Annotated in this window: 15 protein-coding genes; 5 read left to right on the top strand and 10 right to left on the bottom strand. The window is 36.3% G+C overall.

Annotated elements, in window-relative coordinates; all coding sequences use genetic code 11:
* Window positions 1-48 precede the first annotated feature (48 nt).
* Window positions 49-2772: an aconitate hydratase AcnA gene (acnA, locus tag ACK1U5_RS00535; RefSeq protein WP_000238558.1), complete on the bottom strand. Its 2724-nt coding sequence runs from the start codon at window positions 2770-2772 to the stop codon at window positions 49-51.
* A 292-nt stretch (window positions 2773-3064) separates the two neighbouring features.
* Here acnA and sspO point away from each other — a divergent pair, with 292 nt between their 5' ends.
* Window positions 3065-3214 (top strand): acid-soluble spore protein SspO, encoded by a 150-nt coding sequence (sspO, locus tag ACK1U5_RS00530; RefSeq protein WP_000518055.1) that lies wholly within the window; start codon window positions 3065-3067, stop codon window positions 3212-3214.
* 41 nt (window positions 3215-3255) lie between these two features.
* Here the strand turns inward: sspO and pdaB are convergent, their stop codons facing one another.
* Window positions 3256-3981 carry a polysaccharide deacetylase family sporulation protein PdaB gene (gene pdaB / locus ACK1U5_RS00525; RefSeq protein WP_448814759.1) on the bottom strand — a complete coding sequence of 242 codons (726 nt, stop codon included), beginning with the start codon at window positions 3979-3981 and terminating at the stop codon, window positions 3256-3258.
* 45 nt (window positions 3982-4026) lie between these two features.
* Window positions 4027-4290 (bottom strand): hypothetical protein, encoded by a 264-nt coding sequence (locus tag ACK1U5_RS00520; protein WP_001146295.1) that lies wholly within the window; start codon window positions 4288-4290, stop codon window positions 4027-4029.
* Window positions 4291-4411: 121 nt separating this feature from the next.
* Between ACK1U5_RS00520 and ACK1U5_RS00515 the strand changes: the two genes are divergently transcribed.
* Together ACK1U5_RS00515 and ACK1U5_RS00510 are read left to right on the top strand one after the other, a co-directional pair.
* Complete coding sequence (locus ACK1U5_RS00515) at window positions 4412-4534, top strand: small acid-soluble spore protein P (RefSeq protein ID WP_000517649.1); 123 nt, start codon at window positions 4412-4414, stop codon at window positions 4532-4534.
* A 124-nt stretch (window positions 4535-4658) separates the two neighbouring features.
* Complete coding sequence (locus ACK1U5_RS00510) at window positions 4659-5039, top strand: Hsp20/alpha crystallin family protein (protein ID WP_000516731.1); 381 nt, start codon at window positions 4659-4661, stop codon at window positions 5037-5039.
* A gap of 48 nt (window positions 5040-5087) precedes the next feature.
* On the opposite strand, the gene ACK1U5_RS00505 is transcribed toward ACK1U5_RS00510, so the two are convergent.
* Complete coding sequence (locus ACK1U5_RS00505) at window positions 5088-6326, bottom strand: MDR family MFS transporter (RefSeq protein WP_000676821.1); 1239 nt, start codon at window positions 6324-6326, stop codon at window positions 5088-5090.
* Window positions 6327-6394: 68 nt separating this feature from the next.
* Window positions 6395-6802 (bottom strand): hypothetical protein, encoded by a 408-nt coding sequence (locus ACK1U5_RS00500; protein ID WP_000965133.1) that lies wholly within the window; start codon window positions 6800-6802, stop codon window positions 6395-6397.
* Between the two features lie 134 nt (window positions 6803-6936).
* On the opposite strand from ACK1U5_RS00500, the gene ACK1U5_RS00495 reads away from it, so the two are divergent.
* A complete protein-coding gene (locus tag ACK1U5_RS00495; protein WP_148666847.1) occupies window positions 6937-8139 on the top strand; it encodes an alanyl-tRNA editing protein in 1203 nt (400 codons plus the stop codon).
* Window positions 8140-8183: 44 nt separating this feature from the next.
* Here the strand turns inward: ACK1U5_RS00495 and ACK1U5_RS00490 are convergent, their stop codons facing one another.
* On the bottom strand, window positions 8184-8672 hold the full coding sequence (locus ACK1U5_RS00490; RefSeq protein ID WP_100240302.1) for an NUDIX domain-containing protein: 489 nt from the start codon (window positions 8670-8672) through the stop codon (window positions 8184-8186).
* 59 nt (window positions 8673-8731) lie between these two features.
* Here ACK1U5_RS00490 and ACK1U5_RS00485 point away from each other — a divergent pair, with 59 nt between their 5' ends.
* Window positions 8732-9313, top strand: coding sequence for a DUF6434 domain-containing protein (locus ACK1U5_RS00485; protein ID WP_048568327.1), 582 nt, complete (start codon window positions 8732-8734; stop codon window positions 9311-9313).
* A gap of 8 nt (window positions 9314-9321) precedes the next feature.
* Here the strand turns inward: ACK1U5_RS00485 and ACK1U5_RS00480 are convergent, their stop codons facing one another.
* From ACK1U5_RS00480 to ACK1U5_RS00465, 4 genes are all read right to left on the bottom strand, one after another.
* On the bottom strand, window positions 9322-10413 hold the full coding sequence (locus ACK1U5_RS00480) for an acetyl-CoA C-acyltransferase (protein WP_048568328.1): 1092 nt from the start codon (window positions 10411-10413) through the stop codon (window positions 9322-9324).
* Window positions 10406-11869: an acyl-CoA synthetase gene (locus ACK1U5_RS00475; protein ID WP_113710633.1), complete on the bottom strand. Its 1464-nt coding sequence runs from the start codon at window positions 11867-11869 to the stop codon at window positions 10406-10408. The genes ACK1U5_RS00480 and ACK1U5_RS00475 overlap by 8 nt, the downstream gene beginning before the upstream one ends.
* Before the next feature lie 66 nt (window positions 11870-11935).
* Entirely contained in the window at window positions 11936-12511 is a 576-nt protein-coding gene (locus tag ACK1U5_RS00470) for a biotin transporter BioY (RefSeq protein ID WP_000556954.1), read from the bottom strand.
* A 123-nt stretch (window positions 12512-12634) separates the two neighbouring features.
* Window positions 12635-14248 carry a long-chain fatty acid--CoA ligase gene (locus tag ACK1U5_RS00465; RefSeq protein ID WP_000980200.1) on the bottom strand — a complete coding sequence of 538 codons (1614 nt, stop codon included), beginning with the start codon at window positions 14246-14248 and terminating at the stop codon, window positions 12635-12637.
* Window positions 14249-14365 lie beyond the last annotated feature (117 nt).

Genomic DNA, 14365 nt, shown 5'->3' with positions numbered 1-14365 from the left:
ATAAGGAAGCTAACTATTGTTAGCTTCCTTATTATTCATTTCAATTATTTAGTTCGACACTTTAGACTCTTCAATTTTCTCACGAAGAACCATTTGCAGAATACCACCGTGACGGTAGTAGTCAATTTCTACTTCACTATCGAAACGAGCTACTACTTCAAATTGTTTTTCATTGCCATCTGCATCAGTTGCAACTACTTTCACAAGATCGCGTGGTCTAACTGTTTTGTCGATTTGAATTTCAAATGACTCGTTACCAACAAGACCTAACGTTTCAGCACTTTCGCCATCTTTAAATTGAAGTGGTAGTACACCCATTAACACTAAGTTACTGCGGTGAATACGCTCAAAGCTTTCTGCAATTACTGCTTTAATACCTAGTAAGTTTGTTCCTTTCGCAGCCCAGTCACGAGAACTTCCCATACCGTAATCTTTACCAGCAACAACTAGAAGGCCTGTGCCATCTTCTTTATATTTCATAGCAGCATCATAGATAGACGTTACTTCACCTGTTGGCCAATATGTTGTATATCCGCCTTCTGTTCCTGGTGCGATTTGGTTTTTAATACGGATGTTCGCGAATGTACCACGCATCATAACTTCATGGTTACCACGACGAGAACCGTAAGAATTGAAGTCAACTGGTTGTACGCCGTTTTCTAATAAGTAGCGTCCAGCTGGTGTATGCTTACCGATTGAACCTGCTGGTGAAATGTGGTCTGTCGTTACAGAGTCACCAAATTTACCAACTACGCGTAGGCCTGATAATGTTTCAACTTCACCTGGCTCTTTAGATAATCCTTCAAAGAATGGTGGGTTTTGAATGTATGTTGAATCATTATCCCAAGTATATAACGCTTCATTTGAAGTTTGGATTTCATTCCAACGCTCATTGCTGTTAAATACTTGTGCATATTCTTTCTTGAACAGTTCAGATGTAACAACACTTTGAACTACATCTTCAATTTCTTTAGCTGATGGCCAAATATCGTTGAAGTAAACAGCATTGCCATTTGCATCTTTACCGATTTCATCATTTTTCAGGTCAATATCAACAGTACCTGCAAGTGCATATGCCACAACTAGTGGTGGTGATGCTAAGTAGTTTGCTTTTACAAGTGGGTGGATACGCCCTTCAAAGTTACGGTTACCAGATAAAACAGATGTTACTAATAAGTCGTTTGCTGCGATTGCTTCTTCTAATTCTGGCGCTAATGGACCAGAGTTACCGATACAAGTCGTACAACCGTAACCAACTGTTTGGAAACCTAATTGATCTAAATATGTTGTTAAACCAGACTTATCTAAGTACTCAGTAACAACTTTAGATCCTGGTGCTAATGATGTTTTTACATACTCAGGTACTACAAGTCCTTTTTCAATTGCTTTCTTCGCAACTAGACCTGCTCCAATTAATACGTATGGGTTTGATGTATTTGTACAGCTTGTAATTGCAGCGATTGCAATTGCACCTGTTTTCATCGTTACTTCTTTATCTTCTAATGTAACCTTCACTTCTTTATCGAACTCTTGCTCATTAAATCCAAGTCCTTGTGTTCCAACTGGTGCTAAAACAGCTTTGTGGAACGCATCTTTCATATCTGAAAGTGGAATTAAATCTTGTGGGCGTTTCGGTCCAGAAAGGTTAGATTCGATTGTATTTAAATCAATTTCTACAAGATCAGTGTAGATTGGATCTTTACTGTCTGCTGTATAGAATAAACCGTTCGCTTTACAGTATTCTTCAACAACGCGAATTTGTTCTTCATCTCTACCTGTTAAACGTAAGTATTCTAATGAAATATCATCGATTGGGAAGAATCCACAAGTTGCGCCGTATTCTGGTGCCATATTTGAAATTGTTGCACGGTCAGCTAAAGGCATGCTCTTTAGTCCATTACCGAAGAACTCAACGAATTTACCAACTACACCTTTTTGACGTAATACTTGCGTTACTTTTAAGGCAACGTCAGTTGCTGTAGTACCACTTGGAAGTGTACCTGTTAATTTCACACCGATTACTTCAGGTACTGGGAAGTATGAAGGCTGTCCAAGCATTCCTGCTTCTGCTTCAATACCACCAACACCCCATCCAAGAACGCCGATACCATTAATCATTGTTGTATGTGAGTCTGTTCCAACTAATGAATCTGGGTATGCAACTAAGTCACCTTCAGCATTTTTCACAGCATGAACAACTGGTGCTAAATATTCAAGGTTTACTTGGTGTACAATACCTGTAGCTGGTGGAACTGCACGATAGTTATCAAATGATTTTTGTGCCCAGCTTAAAAATTTATAACGTTCTTCATTACGTTTAAACTCTAAGTCCATGTTGAATGCAAGCGCGTCTGCCGTACCCGCTCTATCAACCTGTACAGAGTGATCAATTACAAGGTCTACAGTAATTTCTGGATTGATTTTATCAGGATCTCCACCCATGTCTGCCATTGCTTTACGAAGCGAAGCCAAATCAACAACAGCTGGTACACCAGTGAAATCTTGTAAAATTACACGAGATGGTTTAAATGGAACATCGATATCTTGCACATCTTTCGTTCCCCATTTCGCTAAATTTGTAACATGCTCTTCTGTAATTACACGTCCGTCTACTTGACGAAGTACTGATTCAAGTAAAACTTTCACGGAATATGGTAATTGAGATACGTTGCCAACCCCTGCATTTTCAAGCGCTTTCAAATCATAATAATGATACGTTTTTCCATCTACTTCAAAAGTTGCACGTGATTGAAATGGATTATGTTTGACCATTATGTTTCCCCCCTGTTAAACGTGACTAAGTTGTCTGAATATAAAATGTAGACAAACTTTTCAATACCTTACGATAATATCTTATTACAACTTTCTAAATAAGTAAATAATAAGAAACTTATAGATTATCATAAGTTTTCTTTATGTTTCTAAATTTGAATAGTGTTCATGCTCCTTATGAATACTATTACCATAAAGTAAAGTGCTCTATTAGCGCTTTACTTATAGTTCATACACACTATGAACTGCTCATCATTCAACATACAAAAAAATGTTATAGAGGTGAAATAAAATGGGTAAAAGAAAAGCAAATCATACTATTTCAGGAATGAATGCAGCATCCGCACAAGGACAAGGTACTGGTTATAACGAAGAGTTTGCAAATGAAAACTTAACTCCTGCAGAAAGACAAAATAATAAGAAACGCAAAAAGAACCAGTAACGAAAAATCCCAAAAGGAACATTCACCTTTTGGGATTTTTTCTAATGTTTATAACGTAACAATTCTGAAACCGTTACAAATCGATAGCCTTGTTTTTTTAGCTCAGGTAAAATTTTTGCTAGTGCTGCTACCGTTTGACTACGATCATTTCCTCCATCATGTAACAATACAATATCGCCACTTTTAGCATTTTTCACTACATGATTTACGATAGATTCCACCCCTGGATTTGCCCAATCACGTGGGTCTTGATGCCACGACCATAGAACGGTTTGATAACCTGCTTCTTTTGCTGTTTTAAATACAGCATCGTTAATATATCCACCAGGAGGACGGAATAGCAACGGTTCTTTCACCCATTTTTCGAAAAATTTCTTTCCATCCAAAATATCTTTTTTTAATTTTTCATCTGATGAACTATTTGCATATAAATGATTCATCGTATGATTTCCAATCTCATGTCCCTCTTTTAACACTTGTTTCACTAAATATGGATTGCGCTGAACTCGAAATCCAATCATAAAAAATGTCGCTTCAGCCTTATATTGACGTAATAAATGTAAAACTTGTAGTGTATACGTTGGATCTGGTCCATCATCAAATGTAATGGCAATAATTTTTTCATTATTAGGTACTTCCCACGTTACATAGCCAGTTGGTTCTAGCTCTTTTCTGAGCAACATTTTCGCTTCCACTTTTTCAACTTGAAATATATGTACTGCGCATAATAAAGAAAAAACGAATAGAAAAATTTTCTGTTTTCGCATAATGTTCATTAAAGTAAGAGGTTGTCAAATACACAACAACCTAATTTACTTTTCTAATTGATCTACATTTCGCATTATATTTTGGAGATTATTTTCATATTGCTCAAGTTGTGGACGTTGTGTTTCTGAAGCTACCTCTAGTGCATTTTGAATTTGTTCATATGCTTCCTGAACCTCTTGGCGTAATTCTTTTAAATCATGACCGTAGTTTGGATCATTTTTCACAATGTTGTTAAATGCATTTTCTGCTTGTGTAACGCCTTGCTGCGCTGCTTGAAACGCTTGTTGTTTATCTTTATGATATGGCATTATATAATCCCCTTTCTGTAATAGTTAGTCCCAATTATCTTTACCTTTTTTTCTAAAAACATTCTCGTATAAATTTGCAAACTTCTCTCATTCTAAAAAGGAAGAGGAGGTGTCACATACAATGGGAAAAAACAATCGTGAAGCGAAAGAAAAAAAAGGACAACCTGAACCATTAAGCGGATCTCATAAAGTAAAAAACCGTAACCATTCACGCCAAAAACATCATGCGCATCATGATATGTAAAACAAAAAGTGCACACTAGCTATCTTTTCCACATACAATGTTTATATTTTTCCATTTATTCTTCACCCCTAATTCATTCATGCATAACATAGTATGAATTGAGATTTTACGGAGGGTGTCTTACATGGGCAAGAAAAAGAAGGATTGTCTTTTTCATGTTGATGGTTTCGAAGAATGGATGGATCAGTTTTGTTCTGACTCTTGTAGTAACTTTAGTTTCCCAAATCAAATTCATATTGACCTTTGCGAAACTGAACAAGAATACATTTTGGAAACAGATGTACCAAATGCCAATGAACAAAATGTAGTCATTAAAAAGATGGAGACAGGCCTAACCATTTGCATACTTCATAAAAACATTTCTTTGCAGCGAACTATCCCTTTACCCGCTAATGTTATTTATAAGAAGATGCTAGCCTGCTTAGAGAATGGTTTTTTGGCCATTCATATTTCCAAAAATGAAGTTGCTGATAAACATGAAAAGAAAGTTCTTTTTTCAAATTAAGAGTTAATATAATACAAACATAAGCCCCAGTTGGTACTGGGGCTTATGTTATTTCGCATGCATTTCTATATTAGAATTTCTATCATATCTTTTTTTCAATAAACCTTTTGTAACTACAAGCACAGGAAATGCCACAGTTGAGAATATAGCTAATGCTGAAAATACTGCAAACCCATTTTGGTACCCGTAGTAATCGAGAAGTACTCCTCCAAACCACGGACCTATTACTGCTCCAATTCCCGAAAAGCCCATCGCACCGAAGTATGTTCCTTTTAGATACGCAACAGCAATATCATCAATAAATACATCCGTCATCGAAAACATTAAGACTTCTCCAATTGTAAAAATAATTGTACAAACGGCAGCACCTAGCATGGATTCTACTATTCCAAAGCCAAATAATCCCCCACTCACAAATAAAGCCCCCACCATAATTGATGTTAACGGTGTATACTTTTTACAAATTTGAATAACAGGGTATTGAATAATCACTACAACAATCGCATTTAAAGCGAGCATATATGAGAATAGCTTCACTCCATCCTCAAATATATGTGCATTTGCAAAATATTGAGATACTGTCGTCGTCAAATGTGAAAAACCACAATTACTCAAAATAATACCGACTAAAGCAACTAAAAATACTATATCTTTTCGTAATATACGCATTGCATTTAGCATTGTAACAGGTTTTTCTGTACTTACTTTCTTTTTTTCCATTGGATACTTCTTAAATTGGAACGCTAATATAGCTGTATATAGAATATATACCCCAGCTGCTACTAAAAAAGGAATTGTTGATTTTGCACTTCCAATCTGTAATCCAACAATTGGTCCAATTGCAACTCCAACATTTATTGCACCGTATCGTAAGTTATAGACGAGTAACCGATACTCAGGCTTTGTTAAATCTGATAATAATGCTCTTGATGTTGGCTCAAAAAACGACCTACATAATCCATTTAAAGCGTTTAATAAAAAGAAACTTAAAACATGATCCGCAAGTGAAAAACCTATAAACACAAAAATCCAAACGATCATGGACCAGAGCATAATCGTTTTCCGGCCAAATCGATCTGATAAATTCCCTCCGATAAAACTAGCAAAAACACCAACAAGTGCACTCGTTCCAATAATAGCACCAGTCATTCCAGCTGATACACCTTTAACAGTCGTTAAATAAATCGCTAAAAAAGGAATACTCATTGACGTGGCGAACCTCGCAAATAAAGTCCCTATTATAATTGTCATTCCTAACGGATGAATATTTTGCAACTTCCCCTTCATCTTAAAAACCTACTCTCCCTGTTCTTACATAAAAAAAGAAAGCAAAGGATCTGCTTTCTTTTCCTTTTCTATACTTGAGCTGTTGATACTCGAGCTGTTCTTGTGATATCCATATCTATGCCATATGTAAACTGTAATTCTTTACAAACATCTTTAATTAATATTGCAACATTATACTTCTCATTAAATTGTAAAACGATGTTCTCCACTTCTTCATATGTATACTTATATTCGCCTGTAATGACACTTTTTAGATCAAAGCATTCGTTAATACAAAGTTGTACAAGTAGCTGGTCATATTTCTCTATTACATCTTCTTTCTTCCAAAGTAACTCTTTTACATATAACCGATCAAACTTCACACTTTCTCGATTACAATCCGTTAAAATCCGGGTCATTTCATTTAATTCTCGATACAATTCAGAAATATTTTTGCTTAAACTAAGCAGTTTATCTACGCCATTTTCATATAACATATTCATTCCACCCCCGCATTTTCTTCTTATTATAGCAAGAAAATTCTAAAAATAGTTTCTTTCTTCTGAAATATTAGGAAACTAATTTCAATTGCTTTACAATGAAACTAGTTAATGCGAGAGGAGAAAGAAAATTGGAGCACAAATTATATTACACTGACGCTTATAAGCAAGACTTTACTACTAAAATTATAAAGCAAGATTATGATAAAAACGGTAACTTATACGTTGTTTTGAATGAAACAGCATTTTATCCGACAGGTGGCGGACAACCATATGATACTGGTACATTAAATGATATCAATGTAATCAATGTAGAAGAGATAAACGGAGAAATTCGTCACTACATCGCAGAACAATTACATACAGAAGACGTAGAAGGTAAAATTAATTGGGAGCGCCGTTTTGATCATATGCAGCAACATGCGGCTCAGCACATTTTATCTGCTGCTTTTTGGGACCATTTTAACATACCTACGATTGGATTCCATCTTGGTAAAGAAACGGTAACAATCGATTTAGAAACAGAAAATCTGCATACAGAAACAGTTGAAAAAGCAGTACAAATTGCAAACAAAATTGTTTTTGAAAACCATCCAATCCGTATAGAGTGGATGAACTTAGAAGAAGCGAAAACATTACCTCTTCGTAAAGAACCGAATATGACAGAAAATATACGCGTTGTTATTATCGAAAATTACGACTACAACGGCTGTGGTGGAACCCATCCGAAACGCACTGGTGAAGTTGGTCTTATTCAAGTACTAGGATGGGAGCGCAATAAAGGTGGTATACGCTTAACCTTTATCGCTGGTTGGCGTACACTTAAATTAATGGGGCAACAGCAACAAATTATGAAAGATGTTTCCAAACAATTAAACAGTAGCGAAACTGATATCCCAGCAAAAGTGGCACAGCTTCTTACCTCTCAAAAGGAAAACGAAAAAACAATACAAACAATGAATGAAAAATTATTATTTGCAGAGGCAAATGAATTACTGCAACAGCCCACCGAAATACATGCTGGGTTACTTATTTCTAAAGCATTTACAGATCGTTCTATGCAAGAAATTGCAAAAATATCAGCTATCATTACAGAACAACAAGAGCATGCAATTACGTATTTCGTTATTGAAAATGATGACAAACTACAATGTATTCTCGCTTGCGGAAAAACAGTAACGCTCGATATGAATGCTCTTTTAAAAGATGCTCTTCCTGCAATTGAAGGAAAAGGTGGCGGAAATAAAAAGAGTGCACGCGGCGGCGGAAAAGCGGTTATGAACGGGGACGAGTTTTTAAATCAGCTTGTTTCTTCTTTACAGTCAGCAGTGTAAAACATGTTTATGAAGGATAGCTAACGGCTATCCTTCAACTATATTTACAGGCCTATATGTTGTTTCAACCCTTGATAACTCCCTGAATTTGCAAAACCGCCACTTATAAGATTGATAAAAGTTTCCGAAAAACCATAATAACTTAATTCGTTAATCGGTACCATTTGCACATCATGAATCGGATTATGATCGAACTCGTTAGAAGGTAGTGTAATTTCACCTTCAATCCTTTCAAGCAGAAACGTAATATGTAACAAAGATGGACTAGCATCTGGTTTATCACAAACATAGAGTAGCTTCTTAATTTTAACTTCTAATCCTGTTTCTTCTCTCATTTCTCGAATCATCGCTTCTTCTAACGTTTCACCATTCTCTACCCTTCCTCCAGGTAAAGACCAATCGCGATTAGCCACTTTTTGCTTTACTAGCAATACTTTTTCATCTTCAATTAAAATTCCCGTAACACGAACTTGCATTATATTTTCTATATATAACCTCCTCTTCCCATTATATTTACACATTAATCCTTCCATAAAAAGAACGTATGTTTTATAATTAAAGAAAATTATGGAAGAAAGTAGTTGTTACATTCATGCGACCATCTTTAACAAAAACTATATCTCTTACAGATTTCCAAAATTATTATTGGTTAAAAGCAGAACTGCAAACATTTTGTCGCGAGCATGGTCTGCCAGCTAGTGGCTCTAAGATCGAAATAACCGAGCGTATCTCACATTATTTAACTACGGGGAAAGTCTTAAAAAACAGCTCTGTGCAAAAAGTGAGCAAAGCTCCCCTCTCTTATAAAGACCTTTCTCTTCAAACGATTATTACTAAAAATCACCGCTGTAGCGAAGAGATTCGTGCTTTTTTCAAAGAAAAAATCGGAACAAACTTCCGCTTTACAGTAGCTCTTCAAAAATTTTTCAAAGAGAATGTTGGAAAAACATATGAAGACGCGGTAGCTTTTTGGCATGAAGAAAACGAACGAAAAAAAGACCCTACATACAAAACAACTATCGGTGCACAATTTGAATACAATCGCTTTACTCGTGACTTTTTCAAAGATCCAAATAATAAAGGAAAAGCAAAAGCTGATGCGATTGCTGCTTGGAACGAAATGAAAGCGAAGCCTGGCAGCAATGTTTATGTTCCTCAAAAAGTAGAAAACTAGTTACCTCACTAGTCTTCTACTTTCTCAAATAATAGCGCAATCCCTATCCCGCCTCCAATTCCTAATGTAGCAATTCCATATTTCATAGACTCTCTTTGAGCCTGATAAAACAAACGTGTTACAAGCATAGCCCCAGATGCACCGTACGGATGACCGAGCGCAATTGCCCCACCATTTACATTTAATTTTTCATACGGAATTTGTAACTCTTTTGCGCAAGCAACAACTTTTGAGGCGAATGCTTCATTTATTTCAAAATAATCGATGTCCTCTACTTTTACATTCATTTCGTTTAATAATCTGTTCACCGCAAATATCGGACCAGTCCCTGGAAGATTGGGATCCACTCCCACTACAGTACTACGAACGAAACGAAGGACAGGTTTATAACCTAACTTTAGGGCTTGTCCCTCTTCCATTACAAGAACAGCACATGCCCCATCATTTACACCACATGCATTACCTGCCGTCACTGTTCCATTTTGTAAAAATGCGGGCTTTGTTCTTTTAATGATTCGTTCATAATTCATTTCTGGCTTTATAGATTCATCTAATAATCCATTAAAAGAAAATATTTCATCATGTATATATCCTTTTTCTAACGCTTGCAGTGTCCGCTTATAACTAAGACAAGCGTACTCGTCTTGCATTTCTCTCGTTATGTTATAACGCTCCGCAACATATTCAGCAGCTACTCCCATGTCAGGATCACCAATTGTTTCAGGTGAAAATCTTGCTCTTTTTTGAAAAGGTGACGTACTTGTACTCTCTACTCCTCCGGCGATATAGCAATTACCTGCCTCGCCTTGAATGAGATGACACGCAGTTCGAATTGCTTCTAAACCAGCACCACATTGCCGATCAATCGTTACACCAGGAATATGATAGCCAAGTCCTGCCTCTAAAGCAGATAATCTTGCAACATTCCCTCCTGGCCCAACAACATTTCCTAATATAACATCGTCTATCTCTCTCTTAATTCCTTTACTTAAAAACGTAAGAAGCGGCGTTGCTAATTGCTGAACTTCATACTCTTTTAATATCCCATCCTTCTTACCGATAGGTGTTCTTTTCGCCTCTACAATAACTGCCTTATTCATATGTTTTCTCCCGGTTTTCAATCATACTTTTTGCTTCCATACGAGCGATTTTCCCACTATTTGTATAAGGTATTCCATCTACAAAATGCCATTCTTTCGGTATTTTAAACGAGGATAATCGTTGTAAGCAAAAACTCTTTAATTGTTGTTTCGTAGCACTTCCTTTTACGATCGCGACGGGCTTTTCACCCCAGTAACTATCTTTCACACCAATTACAACTATTTCATCAACAGCTGGGTGTTCATGTAATACACTTTCTATTTCTTCTGGATAAATATTGATTCCTCCAAATAAAATCATATTCTTCTCTCTACCAACAATATATATAAAGCCTTCTTCATCTTCATAGCCTACATCTCGCACTGTCATCCAGCCATCTGCATTCAACTCCCGTGTTAAAACCCCATCTATTATGTATCCCATAAAAAACTGATCACTTTTCACATAAACAGTTCCTATCTCGCCTTTTTGTACTTCTTCGCCTGCTTCATTACATATTCGAACTTGCACATTGTGACAAGGTTTTCCTACTGAATTTGGCCTTCTTTCGCTTTCTGCATCGACTAGTGCTGTTACAAAACTTAACTCTGATGCACCATAAAATTCATATCTTTTCGCATAAGGAAATATATTCTTTATTTTTTCTTTCGCTTCAGCTTCCCATTTCGCTCCTGATGAAATAATTTTCATTTTATTTTCTATTAATCTATTTTCTTTATATAAAGATTCAAGCATTGTCGGAACTGTATACATAACCGATATATTTTCAGTTTCTAACTTATCTAATACTTGATTCGGAATGAACTTTCTCATAATGTGCACCGTTTGTCCTACATATAATGCACTTATTGCCCCGTATAAGAAAAGAGAATGAACGAGCGTCCCAGCTATTAAAATTGAATCCTCCATTTTCATATGAAAGTCATGTACATTACAATCAAAACTATGAACCCACGATTGCTGTGCACGTAAAAATGCTTTTGCTTTTCCAGTTGATCCTGATGTAAATCCCATATAAAAGGGAGCATTTCGTAAACTTTCTACAGTGGAATGTGTAGGAAGATATTTCTCTATCATTCTTTTCCACTCATCAATTTCAATTACTCTTCCTTCTTCATCAAGTAGATCATTTACCTTATATCGTTCTGTCACAATCATATCCAGATTACTGATCTCAATTCTTTCTCTGAGCTCATCTTGTTTCCACTTTATATCTAACGGAACACAAACCCACCCGGCCATAGCGGCACCAGCAAATAGTTGTAAAAACTCTATACGATTTTCTAATAGGATTGCTATTGTTTTATTCTTTGATTCTGTTGCGTGCAACCAGTTTGCTACTTTACAAACTGATTCGAACCACTCTTTATATGTTAAAACTCTATCATTTTCCTTTATCGCTATTTTATTTGGTTGTAAAGAGGCATGCTTTTTGTATTCTTTTGTAATACCCATATGAGACGTCCTTTCTTTACAAAAATAATAAAAAGAAACACGGAATTAACGTGTTTCTTCCCTTTATCATCCCGCATTTGTATATTTTCCATTCTTTAAAGCGGGCGTAATAATATGTTTCAATGAACGATGTAATTTTGTTACGAGAATCGCCGCGATAATTGCTTTTATACAATCCCCTGGTAAAAACACAGCACTCACTTTCATTGTCTCCCATACAGAAACATCCATTAAAAACGCTTGTACAGTAATACCAAATACATAAACTACGAAAATACCACCAATTATATTAATACATAATACTTTTATAATAGAAACTTCACGTAAACGCTCAATTAAATAACCAATAACAAACGCTCCAATGATGTAACCAAGTAAATATCCTGCACTTGGCCCAACAAATACACCAAGGCCACCGCGTCCACCAGCAAGTAATGGTGCTCCAACTCCTACAATAAGTAAGAAAATAAGCTGACTTAATGCACCAAGGCGTGACCCTAACAATCCACCCGCAAGCATAACACCGAGTGATTGCAATGTAATCGGAACTGGTGTAATAGAAAGAGCAATCGGAGGTATTAACCCTAACACTCCCATAATAGAACTAAATAAAGCGACGAAAACTAATTTTTTTGTATGCATATTTTCTTCTCCTGTTTGTAAACTTAAAAGTGGTTTCAGATAACATATCACGAAAATTATATTATCTTTCCACCCTTCTTTTGTCAACTTTTATTTCATTTAAGTTTACAAATAAGAATTCACTTATTTCTCTCTATGCAAATGCTCCAGTTCTTTCCGAAGCGCCTGTTTTAAAAACTTCCCAACAGATGTTTTCGGTATTTCTTCCATAAAGACAATATCGTCTGGCAACCACCACTTCGCAAACTGTGGTTTTAAAAACTCATATATTTCTTCTTTTGTAACCGTACTATTTTTCTTTTGAACGACGCAGGCAATTGGTCGCTCTTGCCACTGAGGGTGAGGAACTGCAACGACAGCCGCTTCAAATATAGCATCATGTGCCATTAAAGCATTTTCAAGATCGACCGAAGAAATCCATTCTCCCCCGCTTTTAATAACATCCTTCGTACGGTCAACAATTTTCACGCAGCCTTCCTCATCAACCGTAACGACATCTCCTGTATATAACCAACCATCACGAAAACCTTCGACAGTACGATTATCGTTATAATAGCTTTCAGCGATCCATGGCGCTCGTAAACATAGTTCTCCCATCTCCGTACCATCCCACTTCACTTCACCATTTGTACCGACTACTTTCATCTCTACACCAGGGACAAGATACCCTTGTTTTGATCTAATTTCTAATTGCTCTTCATACGATAATTCTGTTTCATAACTTTTTAAACGTGCAAGTGTTACGAGTGGGCTCGTTTCAGTCATACCATATGCATGTATGAATGGAACATTATGTTTCTGTTCAAATGCTTTAATAACGCTTTTCGGCGCAGCTGCACCTCCGCATAGTATTCTCGTCATACTAGATAAATCGTAACTATTATTTTCTAACTCTTGTAATACGCCGAGCCAAATTGTCGGCACACCCGCAGCTAACGTCACTTTTTCTGATTGAATCATCTCTAATAAAATTTTCGGGGTAAACATCGGTCCAGGAAGAACTTGTTTTGATCCAAACCAAGTAGCCGCAAAAGGAAGTCCCCAAGCGTTCACATGAAACATCGGGACAATTGCCATTGCTGCGTCACTTTCCGATAAAGCAGCTGTATCAGCTAAACCGAGTGCTATACAATGCAATACAGTACTACGATGCGTATATACAACACCTTTTGGGTTTCCTGTAGTCGCTGACGTATAACACATACCAGCAGGTGTATTTTCATCAATATCTTTTACAAATTGGAAATTGGGATCGCCTTCTTCTAATAGCTTTTCATAATGATATACAGGCTCCAGCATAGTATTTGGAAGTTCATCTTTATCAGTCATAATAATGTAAGCTTGTACAGTTGATAATTGTGATTGAATATTTTCAACGAGCGGTACGAGATCTTCATCTATAAGTAGAATTCGGTCTTCTGCGTGCTGAATAATGTATGAAATATGTTGAGGAGATAAACGAATATTAATCGTGTGCAAAACAGAAGCAATACCTGGAATAGCAAAATACGCTTCTACATGTCGATGATGGTTCCACGCTAACGTTCCTACACGTTCACCTTCTTTAATTCCAAGCTTTTTCAACGCACTGGAAAGTCTTCTCGTCCTTTCCCCTAACTGCTTATACGTTAACGTTGTAACTGTATCATGTGTCCGTGAAACAATTTCTTTCTTCGAAAACAGTTTCTCTGCTCTTTCCATCATAGAACTAATTGTTAGCGGTACATTCATCATCATATTGGTTATATCCCCCTTTAAAGCGTTTTCATTTTTCGTTTATTATAACAGAATTCCGCAAATGGTTACGACATTTTTCTGTTTTTTCTGAATTATTTCTTTGGAAATAATTCAGAA

It is taken from the genome of Bacillus sp. XB1, from assembly GCF_053557995.1.
This window is presented reverse-complemented; position numbering and strand designations above follow the sequence as displayed.

Bases quoted from the DNA above. Each gene is read 5' to 3' on its own strand.
- acnA (WP_000238558.1), bottom strand. From the start codon at position 2,772: ATGGTCAAACATAATCCATTTCAATCACGTGCAACTTTTGAAGTAGAT.
- ACK1U5_RS00470 (WP_000556954.1), bottom strand. From the start codon at position 12,511: ATGCATACAAAAAAATTAGTTTTCGTCGCTTTATTTAGTTCTATTATG.
- pdaB (WP_448814759.1), bottom strand. From the start codon at position 3,981: ATGCGAAAACAGAAAATTTTTCTATTCGTTTTTTCTTTATTATGCGCA.
- sspO (WP_000518055.1), top strand. From the start codon at position 3,065: ATGGGTAAAAGAAAAGCAAATCATACTATTTCAGGAATGAATGCAGCA.
- ACK1U5_RS00505 (WP_000676821.1), bottom strand. From the start codon at position 6,326: ATGAAGGGGAAGTTGCAAAATATTCATCCGTTAGGAATGACAATTATA.
- ACK1U5_RS00475 (WP_113710633.1), bottom strand. From the start codon at position 11,869: ATGGGTATTACAAAAGAATACAAAAAGCATGCCTCTTTACAACCAAAT.
- ACK1U5_RS00480 (WP_048568328.1), bottom strand. From the start codon at position 10,413: ATGAATAAGGCAGTTATTGTAGAGGCGAAAAGAACACCTATCGGTAAG.
- ACK1U5_RS00515 (WP_000517649.1), top strand. From the start codon at position 4,412: ATGGGAAAAAACAATCGTGAAGCGAAAGAAAAAAAAGGACAACCTGAA.
- ACK1U5_RS00500 (WP_000965133.1), bottom strand. From the start codon at position 6,802: ATGTTATATGAAAATGGCGTAGATAAACTGCTTAGTTTAAGCAAAAAT.
- ACK1U5_RS00520 (WP_001146295.1), bottom strand. From the start codon at position 4,290: ATGCCATATCATAAAGATAAACAACAAGCGTTTCAAGCAGCGCAGCAA.
- ACK1U5_RS00510 (WP_000516731.1), top strand. From the start codon at position 4,659: ATGGGCAAGAAAAAGAAGGATTGTCTTTTTCATGTTGATGGTTTCGAA.
- ACK1U5_RS00465 (WP_000980200.1), bottom strand. From the start codon at position 14,248: ATGATGATGAATGTACCGCTAACAATTAGTTCTATGATGGAAAGAGCA.
- ACK1U5_RS00490 (WP_100240302.1), bottom strand. From the start codon at position 8,672: ATGGAAGGATTAATGTGTAAATATAATGGGAAGAGGAGGTTATATATA.
- ACK1U5_RS00485 (WP_048568327.1), top strand. From the start codon at position 8,732: ATGCGACCATCTTTAACAAAAACTATATCTCTTACAGATTTCCAAAAT.